Below are 21,349 nucleotides of genomic sequence, written 5' to 3' on the forward strand. Positions count from 1 at the left end.
GGTCTTCCTGTCCGCCATCGCACTCGCAGCAACCGTCATCTACTGGTTATGAATCTTGACCCTAGCCAATCTGTCGCAACCGATAATGCGAAGAGAGTGCTTTTACCAAACAGACACGTCGCAGGCATTGCGAATGCGCAGACTGCGCCAGTGGATTTGCACGCGGCGGTTCGGCTATTGTCCAGTGTGTTCTTTTGGTATTGACGCATCTTTTTTGTCTCAGGCACTCGTTCCTTCGGTGGTTCCCCATGGTGCGCCCAGGGGATGAAAAAGGGAATACGGTGAGGTTGCCGCCCGGCGCCAAGTCCGTGATTGCCCCCGCAACTGTATGCGGTGAGCGACGCCAAACACCCACTGGCGTTTTTGGGCCGGGAAGGATGGCCAAGCATCGACCCGCAAGTCAGGAGACCTGCTATTATTTGGTTAAACAACCTGGGGCGGGGCGTCCTGGAAGGAGGTTTTGATGACACGTCTGACGCGTGTTGGCATATACGGCACCTTCTGTCCGCGCTTGAAAACAAGCGGAGCGGGCAATGCCGGAAACACCTGATCATTTTCTACTGATTTGTTCGACCTGCAAGGGAGAAGAGAATGCGCGCTCCATGCGTGAAGCGCTAGCCGTCAAGCTGCCTTCCGGCTTTGCCATTCGCACCGTCTCTTGCGTGGCCGGATGTGGTCACCCGACCGCGATCGGGTTTCATGCCATCGGAAAGGCGCAATATCTGTTTGGCGACCTTCAGACGACAATCGATAATCCTGCCCCCCTCGTTTGTGCCGCTGGCGAACCAACCGGCGAGCCGCGGCACAGGATTCAATGGAATTATTTTGCCGAAAGCCCTGCGTTTGTGTTGAGCAGAAATTGTCTGAAAATCGGGCTGCTTGCCGCTCCAACGCTACGAGCATTTTCACCAATGCTACCGGCTTCAATCTTAGGAGTTATCAGCCCGCGCTTATCTTGGTTGTGGATGTATCGACCGACGCGTGCAACCAATTCCTCTCGGACCCCAGTGGGGAAGGCCCCGTCGATCACGATCGCTTCGAAATCAATCACAGAACAAATCGAGAGAGAAGCCTTGGCGAGTTCCTGGGCGGTTTGACCAATCCACGCGTTTACATATTGTTCGATTCCGCTCCAATCTTGAGGACGCTGCCACATCACTTGCGGATCGAGATCGGCTTCTACCAGTCGTGCCTCAAGTAGATGAAGCGAGGCCACATCGATGAGTTGCTGACTTTCGCCGAGCGGTCCGGTCGTGCGCATAGATCCTAACGCGCCGGCATTTCCCTGATTGCCTTCGAAGACCGTGCCGTTCAGCACGATGCCACCGCCGACAAATGATCCGACAAAGAAATACGCGTAGTCGCGAAACTCCTTTCCGCGGCCGTATTGCTGCTCGGCATGGCAAGCAGCTGTTGCGTCATTGACGACGAATGCGGGAAGGTCGGTCAGTTTCGCGACCTCCTCCGCGAAATCGACATCCTTCCAGGAGCTGAATCTCTCGGCGGCAACGCCTGACAAATCATGCCACTTCCAAAGCTCGAAGGGTGTACCAATGCCGATGCCGCAGATGCGCTCGCAAACCTTTGCTGGTTGCTCGGCAAGTAGCTGATCCAGCCCGTATCCTAGGAAGCCGAAAACGGCGTCCGGGAAGGGGTATTCATACGAAGTAAAAAGTTGTTGTCTGGGTACTCCGGAGAAATCTAGAAGGAGCATTTCAGCGCTTCGTCGCCCGACCTTCATTCCAATCGAGAAAACGCCGTCAGGATTCAACTCCATTGGAATCGAGGGCTTTCCGACCTTGCCTCGAATGGGCGCACCGCGCCTCAGAATCTTGTCTTTCTCCAGCTTGCGGAGAATTGTCGACACGGTAGGTGCCGACAAACCTGTCAATCGTGCCAACTCGGCACCGGGCGTCGGTCCGAAGCGTTGGAGGACGGACAAGAGCAGCCGCTCATTGAAGTCACGAACACCGCTCTGATTTACGCCGACCGACAGCTCTCTGACTTTGTCTCCATCCATGAGTCCAACCCTAAACGTATCGCATCTTATTGGAAAGACGTTACTTATAATTAGTTAATCAATTTAATTTATTAATTGACAGAGAACCCCGAATCGGATTTCCTAGGGGCGGTCTACATCGGCCAACACGTGTAGGCTCGGGGCTGGACAAGCCGGCCTCGAATGCAAGCTTTCGGGAGGAACCCATGAAAAAATCCATTACTCTCGGCCTTTCCGCCGCAGTTCTTGCAGCGACTGTGTCATCTGCCTACGCAGCGGGCGAAACCGTCTGTCTGATCACGAAAACGGACACCAATCCCTTCTTTGTGAAGATGAAGGAAGGGGCTTCTGCAAAGGCAGAAGAACTTGGAATGACGCTAAAGGCCTTTGCGGGGAGAATCGACGGAGACCATGAAACACAAGTTCAGGCCATCGAGACCTGCATTTTGGATAGCGCCAAGGGCATCCTTCTCACGGCATCCGACACCGGTTCAATCGTTCCGGCCGTTCAGCAGGCGCGCGATGCCGGAATCATCGTCATTGCTCTGGACACACCTTTGAGCCCGGTGGATGCAGCCGACGCAACCTTTGCAACTGACAACTACAAGGCCGGTCTCCTCATTGGCCAATGGGCCAGGGCCAAGATGGGGGATGCCGCCGCCGATGCAAAAATCGCCACACTCGACCTCAATGTCAGTCAGCCAACCGTGGACGTTCTGCGCAACCAGGGTTTCCTGGAGGGGTTCGGTGTGGATCTGGCCGACCCAAATGTCATCGGGGATGAAACGGATGCTCGTCTGGTGGGCAGCGATGTGACCGATGGGAACGAAGAGGGGGGACGCCGTGCCATGGAAAACCTTCTTGCAAAAGACGCCACGATCAACGTTGTTCACACGATCAACGAACCCGCGGCGGCCGGTGCCTACGAGGCGCTCAAGGCAATTGGGCGGGAGAACGATGTACTGATCGTCTCTGTGGACGGGGGTTGCCCCGGCGTTCAAAACGTTCAGGCCGGGGTCATTGGGGCGACCAGCCAGCAATATCCGTTGCTGATGGCATCGCTTGGTGTCGAAGCAGTCAAGAAATGGGCCGACGAGGGCGTTAAGCCCGAAAACACGCCCGGCAAGGATTTTTTCGACACCGGCGTTGCGCTTGTCACCGACCAGCCGGTCGATGGTATCGACTCGATTTCGGTGGCTAACGGCCTGGAACTCTGCTGGGGCTGAGCCGCATCGGAAAGCGGAAGGCGCCCCATGCGCCCTCCGCGTTCATACAATTCAACTGAAACGACCGAGAACTCACCAGCGACCGGGCAACGCTCTGTCGCGAAAGGGGGAGAAATGCCTGAAACAACCCAAAGCACCCAAGACTTCGAATCTGCAGCCAACCGAACTGAGACGGTCGCAGAGTTTGACGACCACCGACGCGGATTTGTCGGTCGGGTTCAGCACATCCTGCACGTCAATCCATCCTTTGTACCGCTGATCGTGCTTGTTGCCGCGATCATCGTTTTCGGCCTTCTGCTGGGGTCCAGATTCTTTTCACCGTTCGCGATGACATTGATCCTTCAGCAGGTTCAAATCGTTGGCATTGTCGCGGCTGCCCAAAGCCTTGTCATCCTGACGGCCGGCATCGATCTGAGTGTCGGCGCGATCATGGTGTTTTCTTCAGTGATAATGGGGCAATTCACCTTTCGTTATGGGATCCCAGTGCCAATCTCGGTGATCTGCGGACTTGCCGTTGGCACCGGAGTTGGGGCAATCAACGGTTGGCTTGTCAGCCGGGTGAAACTGCCACCTTTCATCGTGACGCTGGGCATGTGGCAGATCGTTCTGGCGACGAACTTTCTCTATTCCGCGAATGAGACCATTCGCAGCCAGGAAATAGAAGCTAACGCTCCGTTCCTTCAGTTCTTCGGCGCCAAATTCAGCCTGGGTGGCGCGACGTTCACTGTTGGAGTTGTCTTCATGCTCCTTTTGATCCTTGGGCTGGCTTATGCGCTTAGGCATACAGCGTGGGGGCGACACGTCTACGCCGTGGGTGACGACCCGGAAGCAGCGGAGCTTTCTGGGGTTAACGTCCACAAAACTCTGATGTCGGTCTACATGCTATCGGGCCTGATCTGCGCTTTCGCTGGATGGGCGCTGATCGGGCGGATCGGATCGGTCTCTCCGACCTCCGGTCAGCTGGCCAATATCGAAAGCATCACCGCGGTTGTGATCGGGGGCATCTCGCTCTTCGGTGGTCGCGGCTCGATCATGGGCTCGCTTTTTGGGGCGCTGATCGTCGGTGTCTTCACTCTTGGACTGAGACTTCTTGGCGCGGATGCGCAGTGGACCTTCCTTCTCATCGGACTTCTCATCATCGCCGCCGTCGCGGTCGACCAGTGGATCAGAAAGGTATCGGCATAATGTCTGACAATACTACACCCGTCGTACAGGGCCGCGGAATCGTGAAGCGCTATGGCCACGTGACTGCAATCGACCACTCCGACTTTGAACTGCGCCAAGGCGAAATCCTCGCGGTCATCGGAGACAACGGCGCGGGCAAATCCTCGATCGTCAAGGCGATCTGCGGGGCCACCATCCCCGACGAGGGCGAGATTCTGATCGAAGGCAAGCCGGTCAAGTTCACCTCGCCGATCGATGCCCGCAACATGGGGATCGAGATCGTCTATCAGCAGCTTGCCATGTCGCCTGCGCTGTCCATTGCCGACAACATGTTCATGGGCCGCGAGATCCGCAAGGAGGGCTTCATGGGCAAGTATCTGCGGCAGCTCGATCGCCCCGCGATGGAAAAATTCGCCCGCGACAAGCTGACCGAGTTGGGGCTGATGACCGTGCAATCAATCAACCAGGCGGTTGAGACGCTCTCGGGCGGCCAGCGTCAGGGTGTTGCGGTCGCCCGCGCGGCAGCTTTTGCCTCGAAGTTCATCATCATGGACGAGCCGACGGCGGCGCTTGGCGTCAAAGAAAGCCGGCGTGTATTGGAGTTGATCCAGGACGTGAAATCGCGTGGTATTCCGATCATCTTGATCAGCCACAACATGCCGCACGTGTTCGAAGTCGCCGACCGCATTCATGTCCACCGTCTGGGCAAGCGGCTCTGTACGATCGACCCAAAGGACTACACAATGTCAGATGCTGTGGCGTTCATGACCGGAGCAAAGGAGCCGCCAGCGGAGGCAATGGTCGCATAAACTCATGAGTGTTGCGTCTAAAACTGGCTGCGGAAAAGCCCGGCGCCAATGGCGCCGGGCATAACTCGTGCTTTGGGAAAGCAAAGCCAGCTATCGACAACCCTATCCATTTACCGTGCGTCAATGTGTGCAGTTTGGAAAGACCTCGTCGCAGTTTCGGAATGTCTCGGAGGTGGTTGATGTTGACGCTGGTTAGGTCTGTAACGAAAGGGAGGTTTATCGGCGTTGGAAATTGTCGGATCAAACGGTCGTTTGCACCGAAATCTTACCAAACAAATGACGGTCGCGGTCCTGTCAATTGCATTGTCTCCGGGTCACCAAAAGACAATCCAAGAGTTCAACGGTCTTATCCGCCAATTCAGTGACTTGATCAACTTGCCGGGAGACTGGGTAGTAGCTCGACACATCGTGGCGAATCCCGATCGCGCATAGCTCGATAGACCCGGTGTAGGTCACGTGAGCAATCACGTCGCGCAGGTGCCGGTCGAGGATGGTTTTGTCGTCATTCCTTTCCAAGGTCGCCTGATCAACCGGTGCGCCATCGGACAGCACCATCAGGATCTTGCGGCGTTCGGACCGCTGCATCAGGCGGCTGGCGGCCCAATCCAGCGCCTCGCCGTCAACGTTTTCTTTCAGGATCGAAGGCAAGAGCATGGCGCAGATGCTGTCACGCGCCCGGCGCAGTGGTGTGGCCGCATCCTTGTAGATGATATGCAGCAAGTCGTTCAGCCGCCCGGGTGACGTAGGCTTGCCCGCCCGCAGCCAGTCCTTGCACGAATTGCCGCCTTTCCAAGCCGAGGTGGTAAATCCGAGGATCTCCGTCGAGATTGCGCAGCGTTCCAGCGCTGCGGCAAGAAGTTCGGCAACGACACAGGCCGTTTCAATCTGTTTGCCGCGCATCGAGCCGGAATTGTCGATCAATATGCTCACAACCGTCTCGCGGAACGGACAGTCGGTTTCCATTTTATAGGCATGCTCGAAGCCCGGGTTGATGATCACGCGATCAAGCTTGGCCGCATCGATCAATCCCTCGTCCAAGTCAAACTCCCATTGCCGCGACTGCAGTGCCATAACCCGGCGTTGCAGGCGGCTGACGAGGCGCATGGCCTCCTGCCGGTACTCCTCCATGCGCGCGTCGAGCTTGCGTCGCGTCTCGCGGAGACTTGGCGCTGGGGCAAGCTCGCTGGCATGAACCACTCTGTCGTGTCGTGTTGTGAAAGCACGATAGGGTGCTGGCGCGCGGGTCGGAGCTGCCATGATCGGTGAGGACATATCGCTGGTCTCCGCCTCGAGATCTCCGGGCTCAAACAGCGGCGCGTCCGCTGGGTCGTCGGTCGCGCGCAGATCACGGGTGTCGTTGCCGGTGGTTTCACCTGGATCCCCCAAGGTGCGCCTTTTGCGCTCCCCGGCTGAAGGCAACTCGGTAAGCAGCGCGGCAATGAACGCATTCGCGACCTCTCCGAAAGCGCGCTGATCTGTCAGCGCGCTCCCCAACTGATCGAACCGGTCCTGGAACCGTTCGCGCAGCCACCTGTCCCACATGCGGAAACCAGCGGTTTGAATGCTCGGTTCCCTGACGCCCAGAAAGCTGTCGCGGCAGACCATGCGCAGCGCTTCGGCCAGTGGCAAGAGCGACGCCAGATGGGCATTCAGCAACTGGGCGTGGGCCAGCCGGTCCAAATGCAAGGCGACCAGATTGGCCCCAACACCGGGAAACGCGCGGGCTTCCAAAGCTTCACAGCGCAGGTGTTCGAGCAAGCGAAACAAGTGCGACCGTGTCGGATCCTGCGGGGCTTGCCCGTCAAGAAGAGCGGCATTATGATGGGCCAGAAAGCTGGCGCTGGCGTCACATTGCCCTCGGAGCGCTGCGAGATTGGAGGCATCGGGGGCAAGTTTTGGCAGAGCGATCCGGCGCTTATCGGAGTCGCCGGTGGTCCCGAATATCACCTCGATGTTCTGGCCCGCCATGGAACGTGCGGTGGCGGCGAGGCTTGCTTCAATCTTTTGCAGCGCCAGTTCCCGAGTTTCGTCCTCTCGCCTTTCAGTGGCCGATTTGAGGCTATCGGGATCGGACCAGATCGCCAGCCATTCTCCTCCATGGCGCACGACGCCCTTGTCGTCGCGCTTCTGAATAGTGCTTCGGATATTCTGCGGCACCTGTCAGACCAGGATTTGGGAAATCTTGTCAGTGGCCGCCTTGAGCGCTGTCAGACAGCGGGTCTCAAGCTCGTCAAGCGACAGATTTCCGGGGTGGCCACAGACATTCACGGCCGCCAGAGTCTCGCCGTGATAGTTTTTTAGCGGCACCGAAATCGCGACCAGTGAGTCCTCGAGTTCACGGTCAATCAGGCAATAGCCCTGTGACCGAACCTGACAGATCGAAGCCGTGATATCGTTGATATCGGTTAGTGTGCGTTCGGTATGCGCCTTTATGTCCGAGGCCAGAAGCACTTCGCGCACCTTTGTTTCCGGCAGGGCGCCCAGCAGAACCCGCCCCATCGCCGTGCAATAGGCCGGTCTTTGAGATCCGATATCCATCGCCATGGTCATGACCCGGTCGGTCTGGAACCGGGCAACATAAACGACATCGGTGTTTTCCAGAACCGTAACGCTAACGGCCTCGTCCAACTCATCACGCAATTTCTCTAAAATCGGCGAGGACAGCGTCAGCCAGTTTTGCGAACTGAGGTAGGAAAACCCGAGCTCAAGCACTTTGGGCGAAAGGCTGTAATACTTGCCGTCGGTATACATGTAACCTAGTGCATGCATGGTCAGAAGCAGTCTGCGCGCGCCTGCACGTGGTAGTTCGGTGACCCGTGCAACATCGGAAACCGTCATCCTTTCGGTTCTTTCGTTAAAGGACTTCAGGACCCGCAGGCCCTTGGCCAGCGATCCGACGAAATCGCGATTCGTATGCTCAATGGGCTCCAGAACAGTCATTTCCGTACGTTTTCCTCTCAGTTCACTCCAATTTTAACCGCATACCGAACAAATGGGCGTATTGCGAACATTTTGGGGTTCACTCTGTTGACCCAAAATACCGCTCCCGCTCATTGTGCGCAATATGAACAGCCGTTCGGAATGCGAACAACAGGGGCGGACTGAACTGTCAGGAGGAAAAGGCCGTGAGCCAGTACACCACAGATTTAGCGACGATCGATGAGTATGACAGCGGGTCGATCACCATCATCAGCGATGACAACAAGAAGAATTATGTCTTCTCGAACATGTACGAGGTGGCAGCCAAGTCCGCTCCCTACGAGCGTGTCGCCGTCGCCAAGAACTTCGAATACGTGATCGAGTCGACACGCGCTGAAGGAACGTCGCCCTGGTACACGGCCGCCCACGACGAATTTGCCGTGGCAATGGATTACCCGGTGACCGTGGAACTGGTGAAGCTGGACGATGCGGACGCGGTGGTCGATCCCGAAAGCGAAGGCGCCCACGCAATCGATGGTGAGCCGAAGGGCACCAGAATGGGGACTATCAAGCTGGGGCTGGGGCACATGGCGATGCTGCCGGTGGGTGCTGCCTACAGGTTTGTTTCCGAAAGCCCCGCGACCCTGATGATCCAGACCATCGATGGACCCGTGACCCAGCACAAATGGGCGCAATTCTGCCAGCAATAAGCTCACGCCGAGGAGATAAGAGAATGGCTATGAAAGAAGAGATCGGCACAACCGAGATCAGCAATCCCCGCGGTCTGCCCCTGTCCGGTGGCTTTTCTGTGGACCCGGCCGACAACGTGACGGGCTATAAATCGTTCAAGGCCGGCAAGTTCAACTTCCGCCGCGACGAATATTTTGCCTACATCGAAACCCCGAAAGGCACCCACACCATGTCGGTCGATGCCTTTCTGCGTGCTCTGATGCGTGACGTGGCATGGGGGTTCTTCTATGGAACGGTGAATTTCGACCCGGTTTTTGGCACCACCAATTACTACGGTGAGGTCGAGATGTTCTACGGCACGCTGAACGAAGCCTATGTCGCCGACGGTAACGACTACATCGAGCGTTTCAAGGCCGATGAACTGATGGAGATCTTCAAGGGAATGATCTCTGACTGGACCATCGACGGATTTGATCCGTTTGCCGCACCGCGAGAGACCGGCACCCCCTGGGGGGTTAAAAATGGCGACAATGACCAGGCGGTCAGCCGCCAGCGCGTAACCGCCCGCCGCATGGTCGGCGTCCCCGGCGACACGCCGCTGCGCACCGATGAAAGCGGGTTCCCGGTCAACATCATGTTCGACGATGTCGAGCAGGACCAGCCTGAGGTGAACGCCGAGCCCGGGTTCGAGCATGAAGTACAGGCCTTCAACCTCTTCGGCTATCTCAGCCGCTCGGATGTGACCTGGAATCCGTCGGTCTGTTCGGTGGTCAAGGACAGTCTGTTCTGTCCCACGACCGAAGAATACATCCTGCCGGTGGAACACGGCAATGACCGCTGCGAATGGTTCATTCAGCTCTCTGACCAGATCACCTGGAACATCAAGGATGGCGAGCGGGGCCGCCCCAAGGCCGTGGTTCATATGAAGGCAGGCGATGTCGCGTGCATGCCTGCGGATATCCGCCATCAGGGACTCTCGCCGAAGCGCTCGATGCTGTTGGTCTGGGAGAACGGCTCGCCGAAGATCCCCGACCTGATCCGCGACGGTAAGGCCCCGAACTACGCGGTCGAATTCTGATCTGACTGCGATCCCGGCCGGGCGACCCGGCTCGACCGGGGCACACACCCAAGCGACGCCACGAGCGCACTCCATGGAAAGCTGGCCTTTCCGTGAACGGAGGAGATTTGTGCGATGACCATCCTGCCTGCCTTCAAGAACGCCGGATTGACCCGGCCGATCCAGACCAAACTTTTCATCGGCGGCGAATTCATCGATGCCATCGCCGGAGGCACGCTCGACGTTCTGAACCCGTTCGACAACTCCAAGATCTGCGAGATTGCGGAAGGTCGCGGGGCAGACGTGGACCGCGCCGTCGAGGTGGCAAAGGCCGCGTTCCCAGTCTGGTCGCGCATGGATGCCGCCGATCGCGGCCAGCTTTTGCTAAAACTGGCAGATGCCATCGAAGCCAATGCAGAGGAACTGATCCGGCTCGAGGCGTTGGACACCGGCCACCCGGTACGCGATGCGCGTAAGCTCGACGTGCCGCGCACCGCCCGATGTTTCCGCTATTTTGGAGGCATCGCGGACAAGGTCGAAGGATCGCTGCCGCCGGTCTATCCGGGCTTCATCAACTATGTGCAACGTGAGCCGCTGGGCGTGGTGGGCCAGATCGTGCCGTGGAACTTTCCGCTGATGTTCACCAGTTGGAAAATGGCGCCGGCGCTGGCCGCCGGGAACACGATTGTCATCAAGCCCGCCGAGATCACGCCGCTGTCGACGCTGCGTATTGCCGAACTGATGAAAGAAGTCGGCATCCCCGACGGCGTGGTCAATGTGGTGCCCGGTTACGGTCACACCGCCGGCGCACGCCTGTCGGAACATCCTGACGTGAAAAAGATCGCCTTCACCGGCTCTACCGCGACCGGCCGCCGTATCGTCCAGGCGTCCGCAGGTAATCTGAAGAAGGTGCAGCTGGAGCTGGGCGGCAAAGGGCCCAACATCATCTTCAAGGATGCCTTTCTGCCGGCCGCCATCGGCGGGTCGGCCTGGGCCATATTCCACAATCAGGGTCAGGCCTGCATCGCGGGTTCGCGCATCATCATCCACGAAGACGTCGCCGATGAGTTCACCGAGAAATTCGCAGCACTGGCCAAGTCCATCCGGCTCGGCAATCCGCTGGACCCAAATACCGAGATGGGCCCGCTGACCTCGAAGATGCATCAGGAGCGGGTTCTGGAATATTCCAAAATCGCGGTCGATGAAGGCGGCGAGATTGTCACCGGCGGCAGAGCCCCCGACTCTGCTGAACTGGAAAAAGGTTGCTTCGTCGAGCCGACAGTAGTGCGCGCCACGATCGACAGCCGCGTCTGCCAGGAAGAGGTATTCGGCCCCTTCGTCACCGTCTCGACCTTCCGAGAGGAGGAAGAGGCGCTGGAGATGGCCAATGGTGTGATCTATGGGCTGGGCTCGGGTCTGTGGACCCAGAACCTGTCCCTCGCGCACCGTTTCGCGCGGGATATTCAGGCCGGTATGGTCTGGATCAATTCCTACAAAGTTGTCCACCCGGCCTCACCGTTCGGTGGCATTGGCGAAAGCGGCTATGGCCGCGAGATGGGGTTCGAGGTGATGCACGAATACACCCAGCCCAAATCCGTCTGGGTCAACGTCGATGCTCAAATCCCGCCCCATTACGAGCGCTGAGGGAGGCTGCGATGACCACGGCCAAAAACTCCACCTGCTGCGGAAAATGCGAAAAGGCCGAGCTCGGCACCTGCACAAAGCTGAGAAAGGTGCTGGCGGGGCTGAAACCTCCGGTCAAGGAGAAACCCCGTGCAGTTTGACTACGACGGCTTGCCTTCGCGCGTGATCTTCGGCACCGGACGCCGAACTGAGGTTGGTGAAGAACTCGACCGGCTCGGTATCAAGCGGGCGCTTGTTTTGTCCACCGCCGACCAGTCCGAGACCTGTGCGACCTTCGCCGCCATGATTGGCGATCGGCTGGGCGCGATTTACCCAGGCGCGGTCATGCACACGCCAGTGCAGGTGACCGAAGCTGCAATGCACCAGATGCAGCAGATGAACTGCGATGGCATTCTGGCTGTCGGTGGTGGTTCGACCATCGGGTTGGGCAAGGCCATCGCATATCGCACCGATCTGCCGCAGGTCGTGGTGCCCACTACCTATGCCGGCTCGGAAATGACGCCGATCCTCGGCCAGACCGAAGGTGGCGTGAAAACCACTCTGCGCTCGCCCAAGGTTCTGCCGGAAACGGTGATCTACGACCCGGAACTCACGCTCACCTTGCCAGATTTTATCTCCGGCCCCTCTGGCATGAATGCCATCGCGCATTCGGTTGAGGCGTTCTACGCCGAGGACGCCAATCCGATCATCTCGATGATGGCCGAGGAGAGCGTTCGCGCCTTGGGCGCCGCATTACCAAAGGTCATGGAGGATGGCAGAGACATCGGCGCTCGCGGCGAGGCGCTCTACGGGGCCTGGCTGGCCGGGGCCTGTCTCGGCTCGGTCGGCATGGCGATCCATCACAAGATCTGCCACACGCTGGGCGGCTCGTTCGACCTGCCTCATGCCGATGTGCATTGCCTGATGATCGCTTATTCCGCGGCCTATAACCGTGAGGCAGCACCCGAAGCGATGGGGCGCACCGCGCGCGCGCTGGGGGCCGAGGACGCGCCGGCAGGGCTGTACGACCTGCTGCAATCCGTTGGCCGGGTCAAATCGCTGGCCGATCTCGGGATGACTGAAGCAGGCCTCGACAAGGCCGCCGATCTTGCGGTGCAGAACCCTTACTACAACCCGCGCCCCGTCACTCGCAACGGCGTGCGCGAGATGCTGCAGGCGGCGTTCGAGGGGCGCCGCCCGTAATCGATGATCCGTCACAGGGAGGAAACTATGACTTGTGCAAAAACCGGTTTTATAGACCGTAGAACTCTGATCAAAACAGGGCTGGCCAGCGCCGCGCTGACATCTAGCCTGTCATTCACGCGCCGCGCCCATGCAGCGGACGGAATGATCAGGATCGGTTTTGTCAGCCCCAAAACCGGACCGCTCGCGGCCTTTGCGGAATCCGACGAGTACATTCTGGCCGGGATCGCCGCCGCGTTCAAAGAGGGCCTTACCATCGATGGCAGCACCTATGGTGTCGAAGTGATCGTCAAGGACAGCCAATCGAACCCGAACCGTGCCGCAGATGTCGCGGCCGAGCTGATCCTGGAAGACGAGGTCAACCTGATGGTGGTCTCCTCGACACCTGAAACCACCAACCCGGTTTCGGATCAGTGCGAGATTAACGGCGTGCCCTGCATTTCGACTGTGGCCCCGTGGCAACCCTGGTTCTTTACCCGCGGCGGTGAACCGGAAACCGGGTTCGAATATACCTATCATTTCTTCTGGGGCCTCGAAGACGTAATCTCGGTCTTTACCGAGATGTGGGGGCAGCTTGCCACTTCAAAGGTCGTGGGCGGTATGTTCCCCAATGATGGGGACGGCAATGCCTGGGGCCACCCTGAACTGGGCTTTCCGAGACCATTGGCGGCGCAGGGGTACAACCTGATCGACCCCGGTCGGTATCAGAACCTCAGCGACGACTTCTCTGCGCAGATCTCGGCCTTCAAGAACGATGGCGCCGACATTGTGACCGGCGTGATGATCCCGCCCGATTTCACCACCTTCTGGACCCAGTCTCGGCAGCAGGGGTTCACCCCTAAGATCGCCTCGATGGGGAAAGCCATCTTGTTCCCGGTCGTCGTGGAACAACTGGGTGATGCTGGCCACAACCTCAGTTCCGAGGTTTGGTGGACGCCGAACCATCCCTTCGCCTCGTCGGTCACAGGGCAGAGCGCCGGACAGGTTGCAACGGGTTATACCGAGGCAACTGGTCGCCAATGGACCCAGCCGATCGGTTTTGCCCACGCGCTGTTTGAAGTGGCCGCCGATGCCCTGGCTCGTTCGGGCGACCCGACCGACTATGACAAGGTTCGCGGCGCGTTGGCGGAAACGCAGTTGGACACAGTGGTCGGCCGCGTGGATTTCAGTAGTGGACCGGTGCCGAATGTCTCGAAAACGCCGCTTGTCGGGGGGCAGTGGCGCCTGGGCGGCGATTTCAAATACGACATGGTGGTGACCGCCAATGGCAACGCTTCCGATGTGCCCACCGGCGGATCAATGGAAGCCATTTCCTGATCTCCATGTCCGACGTCCCGGGCGCTTCTTCCCCGTCCGGGACCCAACCTGCTATCCGGAGAGTGCCTGATGGGTGATATCCTGACATTGGACTCGGTGTCCAAGAGCTATGGCAAGCTAAAGGTAACGGACGACCTGAGTTTCACGCTGCAAGATGGCGAGGCGCTTGGTGTCATCGGCCCGAACGGCGCTGGTAAAAGCACCATGTTTAACCTGATCGCCGGAGGTGTGAAGCCAGATGCCGGGCGAGTGACCTATCAGGGCAGTGACGTCACCGCTTTTTCTGCATCGAAACGGTGCCGGATGGGGGTCGGACGGAGCTACCAGATCCCGCACCCTTTCTCTGGCATGACCGTCTTCGAAAACCTGTTGGTGGGAGGGGCGTTCGGCGACTCGGTCCGCGAGAGCGAAAGCTATGACCGTTGCGTCGACGTGCTGTACCGGACCGGCCTGTTGCCCAAGGCGAACGTGCGGGCCGGGGCACTCACCCTGCTGGAGCGAAAGCGGCTCGAGATGGCGCGCGCGCTGGCCACCAACCCCAAACTTCTGCTTCTGGATGAGATTGCCGGCGGATTGACAGAACACGAGTGTCACGAACTGGTCGACACCATCAAGAGCATTCACAAGTCGGGCGTTTCGATCATCTGGATCGAACACATCGTGCACGCGCTTCTGGCCGTTGTCGATCGCCTGATCGTGATCAATTTCGGTGCCAAGATCGCTGAAGGCGATCCGCATGAGGTGATGAACTCACCTCAGGTCAAGGAAATTTACATGGGGATCGAAGGCGATGGCTGATCCGGTGCTGCAAACACGCGGGCTGACGGCCCACTACGGCGACTTCCAGGCCCTGTTCGGGATCGATTTCGAGATCCGCCAGGGCGAAACCGTCGCCATCATCGGCTCCAATGGCGCTGGCAAGTCAACCTTCCTGCGCTCGATCACCGGGATGCTGAACACCGCTGGCCAGGACATTGCCTTTCTGGGCCAGCCGGTGGGCGGCATCTCGGCGCATGACCTGGTCAGGAAAGGGCTGGCAATGGTGCCTGAGGGACGCAAGCTTTTTCCGTCGCTGACCGTCGAGGAAAACCTGTTGATTGGCGCCTATGGCCGCAGCGGTTCGGAATGGACGCTTGAGACGATTTACGATCTGTTCCCGATCTTGGCCGAGAGGCGGCACCACGGCGGAACCGATCTTTCTGGCGGACAACAGCAGATGGTGGCCATTGGCCGAGCGCTGATGTCGAACCCTAAACTGCTGCTCTGCGACGAAATCAGTCTCGGCCTTGCGCCCATTGTCATCAAGGACATCTACGAGGCGGTGCCGAAGATCAATGCACATGGCGCGACGATGGTTGTGGTCGAGCAGGACGTGAACCAGGCCATGGCGGTGGCAGATCGGGTCTATTGTTTTCAAGAGGGGCGCGTTTCGCTGACCGGAAAGCCGGATGAATTGACCCGGGAGCAGATATCGGCGGCCTACTTCGGTCTTGAAGACGGGGAGGCTGCCTGATGGACTGGATCAACGCAATTTTGCAGGGCATCCTGCTTGGCGGGCTCTACGCACTTTTTGCAGCGGGTTTGAGCTTGATGTTTGGCGTCATGCGCTTCGTTAATGTTGCTCATGGCGATTTTATCGTGATCAGTGCCTACGGAGCTCTGATTGTCGTAGCGGCTACCGGGGTACACCCGCTTTGGGCCACTTTCGTTGTGGTGCCGGGTATGGCACTGCTGGGCTATGTCGGGCAGCGGATTTTGCTGAACCGCACGTTGGGAGAGGATATCCTACCGCCTCTGCTCGTGACGTTCGGGTTCTCGATCATCATCCAGAACGTACTGCTGGAGGTGTTTTCGGCTGACAGCCAGAAGCTCCAGGCCGGTTGGATGGAAACCGCCTCTATTCCGATCAATCAGAGTATTTCGATCGGAGTTATGCCGCTTCTGATCTTTGCTTCGGCGCTGATCGTGATTGCCGGGCTACAGGCCTTTTTCTACAAGACCTCGCTGGGACGGGTATTGCGCGCCACCTCTGATGACCAGGACACAGTGCGCTTGATGGGGGCCAACAACGCCAAGATTTTCGGCTATGCCACGGCGATAGCCTCGGCCGTTGTGGGAATCGCCGGCGTCTATCTGGCGATGCGCACGAATTTCGATCCTTCGGTCGGGCCTGCGCGCCTGCTCTTTGCCTTCGAGGCGGTGATCATTGGCGGGCTCGGCAATCTTTGGGGGACGCTAGCCGGTGGCATCATTCTGGGTGTGGCACAAGCCATTGGCGCCCAGATCGATCCCGGTTTCCAGATCCTCGCGGGCCATCTGGCCTTTCTCATCCTGCTGGTGGTCAAGCCGCAGGGCCTGTTTCCAAAGATGAAAGGGTAAACCGATGAGCCTGAGTTATACGGTCCAGCGCTCGACCCGGGCCAGCCAGACCTCCATGAGCCTGACTGTCGTCATCCTGATCATTCTTATTGCCGCACCCTGGTGGGCCGGTCGGGCAGAGCTGCGGCTGATGGTCGAGATCTTCTACTATCTTGCTCTGGCACAGATGTGGTCACTACTGGCAGGCTATGGTGGCCTTGTCTCTGTCGGTCAGCAGGCCTTTGTCGGCCTGGGCGGGTACATTTTATTCGCGCTGGCAGCCTTTGGTGGCGTGCACCCGATCATGGCACTGGTGTTGGCGGGGGCCATCACCGCGCTTATCGCGATGCCGACCGCGTTGGTCGCCTTTCGCCTTCAGGGGGCCTATTTCGCGATTGGTACCTGGGTCATCGCCGAAGTGTTCCGGCTGAGCTTTGCCCAGATCTCTGCGCTAGGCGGCGGTTCGGGCATGTCGCTACCCGCATCCATCGTCAAATCCATCGCCTCCAGCCGGGCGGGGCGTGAGCATCTGGTCTATTGGGTCGCCCTGGCCATTGCGGTGGCCGCTATGGCGCTGGTGTTCTTCCTGCTGCGGTCGCGTTGGGGGCTAGCCATGACCGCGATCCGCGACAGCGAACCCGCCTCGGAAAGCCTGGGCGTCGAGACCTACCGTACCAAGTTTATCGTTTACGTCATGGCCGCGGGGATGACCGGGCTGGTGGGCGCGCTGATCTTCCTGCAGAAGCTGCGGATTTCGCCCGATGCGGCCTTTTCCGTGCAGGACTGGACCGCGCTGGTCATATTCATCGTGGTGATCGGCGGGATTGGAACCATCGAAGGCCCGATCCTTGGCACCATCATCTTCTTTATCCTGCGCGAGTTCGCGTCCGACTGGGGCAGTTGGTATCTGATCCTGCTCGGCGGCATTGCAGTTGCGGTGATGCTGTTTGCCCCCAAGGGTCTCTGGGGCTTGATTACGGCTCGCTACGATGTCCACCTGTTCCCGGTCGGTCGCCGCCTGATCGTCAATGAGGAGAAATCCAAATGAGCTATTTCAGCGAAGAAACCTCTGTACAGGCCGTTCTCGACCGCCTGTCCGACGACGTCGATTCGCGGTTCCGGGAAATCGTCACGAGTTTCATCAAACATCTGCACGGCTTCGTGAAAGATGTCGAGCCAACGATGGCCGAATGGGGCCAGGCAATCAAATATCTCACGGCGATGGGGCAGATTTGCGACGACAAACGTCAGGAGTGGGTTCTGTTCTCGGATACGACCGGGGTTTCGATGCTGGTCGATGCCATCAATCACCGCCGGCCCGACGGGGCCACAGAAAACACTGTGCTCGGGCCCTTTCATGTCGGCGGCGCGCCGGAACGTGCGCTGGGGGATAGTATCTGCCTTGACGGCAAGGGGGCGCCTTGCGTGGTATCGGGCCGGGTCACTGATGAAGACGGTAATCCCATTGCCGGGGCTAAACTCGATGTCTGGCAAACAAATGACGATGGGTTCTACGATGTTCAGCAGCCAGGCGAGCAGCCGGATATGAACATGCGCGGCTTGTTCACAGCAGACGAGGATGGAAGCTACAATTACGTCACGGTAAAACCGCTGCCTTATTCCATCCCAACGGACGGTCCTGTCGGACGCTTTCTTGACGGTATGGGCCGTCATGCCATGCGCCCGGCCCATATCCATTACATCGTGTCCGCCCCGGGATACGAAACCCTCGTAACCCATATCTTCGTCACCGGTGATCCCTATATCGAAAGCGATGCTGTCTTTGGTGTGAAAGAAAGCCTGATTGTTGACTTCGAAGAGGTCGATGGTGGGCACCGCGCGCGGTTTGATGTCAAGCTCAAGAAGCTGGACTGATGCCCTATTTTGTCGTTCATACGCTGGATGCGCCGGGCAAGGCAGAGGCACGGGCCGCCAACCGGCCGGCCCACCGCGCCCGACTGCGCCAGCATGATCATCCGGTGAGCGTCAGGATCGGTGGGCCATTGCTGGACGGTACCGGGGAAATGTGCGGAACCATGCTCGTGATCGAGGCCAGCGTATGTGCTGATGTCGAAACTTATCTGGCCGGTGATCCATACGCGTTGGCTGGAATTTATAAACAGGTCTCAATCCATGGCTACAACTGGGGCCTCGGACAACCGGAGATGCAAGATGGCTGACGCGTTAAGCAAACCGGACCCGTGGATTTGGCGGACACGCCCGCGGGCGCCGTTGCCGGGTGCCGAGTTGGGGCCGCTGGACGACATCCCGGTTGGAGATGCCAAGGAATATGTCTTTGGCCGCGGTACGACAGTGTTTTCCATGTTTGTCGTGCGGCAGGGCGGCGGCCGCGTTTACGGCTATCTCAACCTCTGCCCGCATTACTCGCAGCCGCTGAACTACCGCAAAGGCATGTTCATGAACGATGACGGCAACCGCATCCGCTGCACCATGCATTTTGCAGAATTCCGGATCGAGGACGGCTATGGCGTCTCGGGCGCGGCCGAGCGGTGCTGGCTGGACCCGGTGCCAGTTCTGGTCAAGGACGGCATCATCCATATCGCCACGCCCGAGGAATGGGAGGCAAAGTGATCAACATCGAGGATCTTCCCGCTCGTCCCGACCGGGACGTGTCGATCCGCGAAGTGTTCGGGATCGAGACGGATGCAACGGCTCCGGCTTTTTTCGAGCCATGCGATCACGTCCCCAAGATCGACCCCGGCTATCTGTTCGATCCGGCCGCAACCATGGCGATTCTCTCGGGGTTTTCCGGCGACCGGCGTGTTTTGATCCAGGGGCCGCACGGGACCGGGAAATCGAGCCATATCGAACAGATCGCCGCACGTCTGAACTGGCCTTGCGTGCGGATCAATCTCGACAGCCACATCAGCAGGATCGATCTGCTGGGCAAGGATGCCATCGTGCTGCGCGACAACATGCAGGTGACTGAGTTCCGCGAGGGCATGTTGCCGTGGGCCTACCAGCATCCTGTGGCCCTTGTGTTTGACGAATATGATGCCGGGCGTCCCGATGTCATGTTCGTCATCCAAAGGGTGCTTGAGGCCGAAGGTCGCCTGACCATTCTCGACCAGAACCGGGTCTTGCATCCGCACCCATCCTTCCGCCTGTTCGCCACCGCCAACACCATCGGCCTGGGTGATCTGACGGGGCTGTATCACGGCACTCAGCAGCTAAACCAGGCGCAGTTGGACCGCTGGACGGTGACACAACGGTTCGATTACCTCGACGAGGCGGATGAAATCTGCATGGTCCGAGGCAAAGCAGACTGGATGGCCAAAGATGGCGACCTGCCCCTGATGGTGCGCATGGCCGGGCTGACCCGCAACGGTTTTCGCTCGGGCGACGTGTCCACCGTCATGAGCCTCCGAACCGTACTTGCATGGGCCGAGAACATCCGCCTGTTCGGCGACGTGGACTACGCCTTCCGCACCGCTTTTCTGAACCGCTGCGACGAAACCGAGCGCGGCATCTTCTGCGAATATTATCAACGTTGTTTCGGTCGGGATTTGAAGGACAGCGATCCTGCACCCTGGGAACGCGCCACCTGAACTCAAGGTTCGTACGCTCGCCCGATGATCGGAGAAACCCATGCCCAAACCTTGCATCATCTGCGTCGCCATCACCGGATCGCTGCCGACCAAGAAAAACAACCCGGCCGTGCCGATCACCGTTGAAGAGCAGGTCGAAAGCACGCAAGAGGCTTTCGAGGCCGGTGCGTCCATCGTGCACGCCCACGTCCGCAACGACGACGGGACACCCACCAGCGACCCAGAAAAATTCGCGCGTCTCATGGAAGGCATCAAGAAACACTGCCCCGGCATGATCATCCAATTGTCGACCGGTGGGCGCTCGGGCGCCGAGAAAGAGCGTGGTGGGATGCTGCCGCTCAAACCCGATATGGCCAGCCTGGCGGTGGGTTCCAACAATTTCCCGACCCGCGTCTATGAGAACAGTCCCGATCTGGTCGATTGGTTGGCCAGCGAAATGCGGAACTATAAGGTCAAGCCCGAGATCGAGGCCTTTGACCTGTCCCATATTCATCAGGCGGTGGCAATGAACAGAGACGGGCGCATTCCGGGCAGGCTTTACGTGCAATTCGTCATGGGTGTGAAAAACGCCATGCCTGTGGATCGGGACGTGTTCGACCATTATGTGCGCACGGTTTCGCGCCTGGCACCCGACGCGGAGTGGTGCGGCGCCGGCATCGGGCCGCATCAGCTGACTCTGAACGAATGGTGTATCTCCTCTGGCGGGCACGCGCGTACAGGTCTGGAAGACAATGTGCGCCTGGACCGGGATACGCTTGCGCCGTCAAATGCGGCGCTTGTGGAACGGACCGTTGAAATCTGCGGCAAATACCATCGGCCGATCGCAACTTGGCAGGAGGCCAGAGAATTGTTGGGCCTACCCCTTTGATCCTTATTTGAACTTTGGCTGTGGTGAAAGAGTCACTGCTGCGGGTGGTCATTGGTAGAATAGGCAGAAAAGGACGACTTCCCGCCGTTGGTGCTGTGCGCTGCGTCCGCATCCTGGTGGTAGCAGTAGTTGTCGCCGCGTGCAGCGAAATAGGGCTTTGTTACGCGAAGTGTGATTTCGCCAGTGAGAGTAGATGTCGATAAACGGTGGCGGAGTTGATTGCACCATTGTTTTGGATCAGCGGGATTTGGGTAGACCAAATGCGGTGGCCACCGAGGAAACAAGACGAATGCTCTGTCATTTTGCTAAGCTGATCTTGCCGATCACTTGATGGAGGTGCCAATGCAGACCAGAACGCTTGGCTATGGAGTGGCATGTTTGGGTCTGATAATTTTCGCCTTCACGCTTTCTGATTACATGGAAGTTCGAACCTTGCGGAACGCTGGCATCCAGACTCCGGCAAAGCTCAATCACTTGGTTCGGTACAAGAGTCTTAAAGCCTCCCGCCATTAACCTGAGACATAGCCGGCAGCCTTGAAGTAGTTCC

At 58.6% G+C, this 21,349-nt stretch carries 22 protein-coding genes, 1 pseudogene and 1 riboswitch; of the genes and pseudogenes, 19 read left to right on the plus strand and 4 right to left on the minus strand.

Annotation, left to right across the window (positions count from 1 at the left end; translation table 11 throughout):
* The first annotated feature begins 222 nt into the window (after window positions 1-222).
* Window positions 223-432: riboswitch (cobalamin riboswitch) on the plus strand.
* Window positions 433-533: 101 nt separating this feature from the next.
* A pseudogene (locus GOX53_RS30170) lies at window positions 534-749 on the plus strand (DUF1636 family protein); the annotation flags it as partial.
* 71 nt (window positions 750-820) lie between these two features.
* On the opposite strand, the gene GOX53_RS26485 reads toward GOX53_RS30170, so the two are convergent.
* Window positions 821-2,020 carry an ROK family transcriptional regulator gene (locus GOX53_RS26485; RefSeq protein WP_171181743.1) on the minus strand — a complete coding sequence of 400 codons (1,200 nt, stop codon included), beginning with the start codon at window positions 2,018-2,020 and terminating at the stop codon, window positions 821-823.
* Between the two features lie 185 nt (window positions 2,021-2,205).
* Between GOX53_RS26485 and GOX53_RS26490 the strand changes: the two genes are divergently transcribed.
* The 3 genes from GOX53_RS26490 (at window position 2,206) to GOX53_RS26500 (ending at window position 5,198) form a co-directional block, all read left to right on the plus strand.
* A complete protein-coding gene (locus GOX53_RS26490) occupies window positions 2,206-3,225 on the plus strand; it encodes a sugar ABC transporter substrate-binding protein (RefSeq protein ID WP_171181745.1) in 1,020 nt (339 codons plus the stop codon).
* A gap of 114 nt (window positions 3,226-3,339) precedes the next feature.
* Window positions 3,340-4,410, plus strand: coding sequence for an ABC transporter permease (locus GOX53_RS26495; protein ID WP_171181747.1), 1,071 nt, complete (start codon window positions 3,340-3,342; stop codon window positions 4,408-4,410).
* On the plus strand, window positions 4,410-5,198 hold the full coding sequence (locus GOX53_RS26500; RefSeq protein WP_217351952.1) for an ATP-binding cassette domain-containing protein: 789 nt from the start codon (window positions 4,410-4,412) through the stop codon (window positions 5,196-5,198). Before GOX53_RS26495 ends, GOX53_RS26500 begins: the two co-directional genes overlap by 1 nt.
* Before the next feature lie 294 nt (window positions 5,199-5,492).
* Here the strand turns inward: GOX53_RS26500 and GOX53_RS26505 are convergent, their stop codons facing one another.
* A complete protein-coding gene (locus GOX53_RS26505; RefSeq protein WP_171181750.1) occupies window positions 5,493-7,355 on the minus strand; it encodes a cobaltochelatase subunit CobT in 1,863 nt (620 codons plus the stop codon).
* Between the two features lie 3 nt (window positions 7,356-7,358).
* On the minus strand, window positions 7,359-8,138 hold the full coding sequence (locus GOX53_RS26510; protein WP_171181752.1) for an IclR family transcriptional regulator C-terminal domain-containing protein: 780 nt from the start codon (window positions 8,136-8,138) through the stop codon (window positions 7,359-7,361).
* 185 nt (window positions 8,139-8,323) lie between these two features.
* Between GOX53_RS26510 and GOX53_RS26515 the strand changes: the two genes are divergently transcribed.
* The 15 genes from GOX53_RS26515 (at window position 8,324) to GOX53_RS26580 (ending at window position 20,802) form a co-directional block, all read left to right on the plus strand.
* Entirely contained in the window at window positions 8,324-8,827 is a 504-nt protein-coding gene (locus tag GOX53_RS26515; protein WP_171181754.1) for a hydroxyquinol 1,2-dioxygenase, read from the plus strand.
* 23 nt (window positions 8,828-8,850) lie between these two features.
* Entirely contained in the window at window positions 8,851-9,885 is a 1,035-nt protein-coding gene (locus tag GOX53_RS26520) for a hypothetical protein (RefSeq protein ID WP_217351953.1), read from the plus strand.
* Between the two features lie 114 nt (window positions 9,886-9,999).
* On the plus strand, window positions 10,000-11,508 hold the full coding sequence (locus GOX53_RS26525; RefSeq protein WP_217351954.1) for an aldehyde dehydrogenase family protein: 1,509 nt from the start codon (window positions 10,000-10,002) through the stop codon (window positions 11,506-11,508).
* 11 nt (window positions 11,509-11,519) lie between these two features.
* A complete protein-coding gene (locus tag GOX53_RS30175; RefSeq protein WP_256415912.1) occupies window positions 11,520-11,648 on the plus strand; it encodes a hypothetical protein in 129 nt (42 codons plus the stop codon).
* The gene (locus GOX53_RS26530) at window positions 11,638-12,690 is read left to right on the plus strand and encodes a maleylacetate reductase (RefSeq protein ID WP_171181755.1); all 1,053 of its coding nucleotides are present in this window, start codon (window positions 11,638-11,640) and stop codon (window positions 12,688-12,690) included. The genes GOX53_RS30175 and GOX53_RS26530 overlap by 11 nt, the downstream gene beginning before the upstream one ends.
* A gap of 27 nt (window positions 12,691-12,717) precedes the next feature.
* A complete protein-coding gene (locus GOX53_RS26535) occupies window positions 12,718-14,007 on the plus strand; it encodes an ABC transporter substrate-binding protein (protein WP_171181757.1) in 1,290 nt (429 codons plus the stop codon).
* A 69-nt stretch (window positions 14,008-14,076) separates the two neighbouring features.
* On the plus strand, window positions 14,077-14,805 hold the full coding sequence (locus GOX53_RS26540; RefSeq protein WP_171181759.1) for an ABC transporter ATP-binding protein: 729 nt from the start codon (window positions 14,077-14,079) through the stop codon (window positions 14,803-14,805).
* Complete coding sequence (locus GOX53_RS26545) at window positions 14,798-15,520, plus strand: ABC transporter ATP-binding protein (protein ID WP_171181761.1); 723 nt, start codon at window positions 14,798-14,800, stop codon at window positions 15,518-15,520. Before GOX53_RS26540 ends, GOX53_RS26545 begins: the two co-directional genes overlap by 8 nt.
* Window positions 15,520-16,386, plus strand: a complete 867-nt coding sequence (locus GOX53_RS26550) for a branched-chain amino acid ABC transporter permease (protein ID WP_171181763.1) — start codon at window positions 15,520-15,522, stop codon at window positions 16,384-16,386. Before GOX53_RS26545 ends, GOX53_RS26550 begins: the two co-directional genes overlap by 1 nt.
* Before the next feature lie 4 nt (window positions 16,387-16,390).
* Entirely contained in the window at window positions 16,391-17,413 is a 1,023-nt protein-coding gene (locus tag GOX53_RS26555) for a branched-chain amino acid ABC transporter permease (RefSeq protein ID WP_171181765.1), read from the plus strand.
* Window positions 17,410-18,240, plus strand: coding sequence for an intradiol ring-cleavage dioxygenase (locus GOX53_RS26560; protein ID WP_171181767.1), 831 nt, complete (start codon window positions 17,410-17,412; stop codon window positions 18,238-18,240). Before GOX53_RS26555 ends, GOX53_RS26560 begins: the two co-directional genes overlap by 4 nt.
* Window positions 18,240-18,545 carry a YciI family protein gene (locus GOX53_RS26565; protein WP_171181769.1) on the plus strand — a complete coding sequence of 102 codons (306 nt, stop codon included), beginning with the start codon at window positions 18,240-18,242 and terminating at the stop codon, window positions 18,543-18,545. Before GOX53_RS26560 ends, GOX53_RS26565 begins: the two co-directional genes overlap by 1 nt.
* The gene (locus tag GOX53_RS26570) at window positions 18,538-18,957 is read left to right on the plus strand and encodes a Rieske (2Fe-2S) protein (protein ID WP_171181771.1); all 420 of its coding nucleotides are present in this window, start codon (window positions 18,538-18,540) and stop codon (window positions 18,955-18,957) included. The genes GOX53_RS26565 and GOX53_RS26570 overlap by 8 nt, the downstream gene beginning before the upstream one ends.
* A complete protein-coding gene (locus tag GOX53_RS26575; protein WP_171181773.1) occupies window positions 18,942-19,934 on the plus strand; it encodes an AAA family ATPase in 993 nt (330 codons plus the stop codon). The genes GOX53_RS26570 and GOX53_RS26575 overlap by 16 nt, the downstream gene beginning before the upstream one ends.
* A 40-nt stretch (window positions 19,935-19,974) precedes the next feature.
* Entirely contained in the window at window positions 19,975-20,802 is an 828-nt protein-coding gene (locus GOX53_RS26580; protein ID WP_171181775.1) for a 3-keto-5-aminohexanoate cleavage protein, read from the plus strand.
* A gap of 297 nt (window positions 20,803-21,099) precedes the next feature.
* Here GOX53_RS26580 and GOX53_RS29625 read toward each other — a convergent pair.
* Window positions 21,100-21,349 (minus strand): hypothetical protein (locus tag GOX53_RS29625; protein WP_217351955.1); only part of this gene is annotated, 250 nt, incomplete at its 5' end.

It is taken from the genome of Ruegeria sp. HKCCD8929, assembly GCF_013031405.1.
Taxonomy (GTDB): Bacteria; Pseudomonadota; Alphaproteobacteria; order Rhodobacterales; family Rhodobacteraceae; genus Ruegeria.

What these genes read in the sequence shown, in the direction of transcription:
- GOX53_RS26525 (WP_217351954.1), top strand. Translation starts at nt 10,000, where the DNA reads ATGACCATCCTGCCTGCCTTCAAGAACGCCGGATTGACCCGGCCGATC.
- GOX53_RS26555 (WP_171181765.1), top strand. Translation starts at nt 16,391, where the DNA reads ATGAGCCTGAGTTATACGGTCCAGCGCTCGACCCGGGCCAGCCAGACC.
- GOX53_RS26550 (WP_171181763.1), top strand. Translation starts at nt 15,520, where the DNA reads ATGGACTGGATCAACGCAATTTTGCAGGGCATCCTGCTTGGCGGGCTC.
- GOX53_RS26580 (WP_171181775.1), top strand. Translation starts at nt 19,975, where the DNA reads ATGCCCAAACCTTGCATCATCTGCGTCGCCATCACCGGATCGCTGCCG.
- GOX53_RS26560 (WP_171181767.1), top strand. Translation starts at nt 17,410, where the DNA reads ATGAGCTATTTCAGCGAAGAAACCTCTGTACAGGCCGTTCTCGACCGC.
- GOX53_RS26490 (WP_171181745.1), top strand. Translation starts at nt 2,206, where the DNA reads ATGAAAAAATCCATTACTCTCGGCCTTTCCGCCGCAGTTCTTGCAGCG.
- GOX53_RS26520 (WP_217351953.1), top strand. Translation starts at nt 8,851, where the DNA reads ATGGCTATGAAAGAAGAGATCGGCACAACCGAGATCAGCAATCCCCGC.
- GOX53_RS26575 (WP_171181773.1), top strand. Translation starts at nt 18,942, where the DNA reads ATGGGAGGCAAAGTGATCAACATCGAGGATCTTCCCGCTCGTCCCGAC.
- GOX53_RS26545 (WP_171181761.1), top strand. Translation starts at nt 14,798, where the DNA reads ATGGCTGATCCGGTGCTGCAAACACGCGGGCTGACGGCCCACTACGGC.
- GOX53_RS26535 (WP_171181757.1), top strand. Translation starts at nt 12,718, where the DNA reads ATGACTTGTGCAAAAACCGGTTTTATAGACCGTAGAACTCTGATCAAA.
- GOX53_RS26500 (WP_217351952.1), top strand. Translation starts at nt 4,410, where the DNA reads ATGTCTGACAATACTACACCCGTCGTACAGGGCCGCGGAATCGTGAAG.
- GOX53_RS26485 (WP_171181743.1), bottom strand. Translation starts at nt 2,020, where the DNA reads ATGGATGGAGACAAAGTCAGAGAGCTGTCGGTCGGCGTAAATCAGAGC.
- GOX53_RS26570 (WP_171181771.1), top strand. Translation starts at nt 18,538, where the DNA reads ATGGCTGACGCGTTAAGCAAACCGGACCCGTGGATTTGGCGGACACGC.
- GOX53_RS26565 (WP_171181769.1), top strand. Translation starts at nt 18,240, where the DNA reads ATGCCCTATTTTGTCGTTCATACGCTGGATGCGCCGGGCAAGGCAGAG.
- GOX53_RS26510 (WP_171181752.1), bottom strand. Translation starts at nt 8,138, where the DNA reads ATGACTGTTCTGGAGCCCATTGAGCATACGAATCGCGATTTCGTCGGA.
- GOX53_RS26495 (WP_171181747.1), top strand. Translation starts at nt 3,340, where the DNA reads ATGCCTGAAACAACCCAAAGCACCCAAGACTTCGAATCTGCAGCCAAC.
- GOX53_RS30175 (WP_256415912.1), top strand. Translation starts at nt 11,520, where the DNA reads ATGACCACGGCCAAAAACTCCACCTGCTGCGGAAAATGCGAAAAGGCC.
- GOX53_RS26540 (WP_171181759.1), top strand. Translation starts at nt 14,077, where the DNA reads ATGGGTGATATCCTGACATTGGACTCGGTGTCCAAGAGCTATGGCAAG.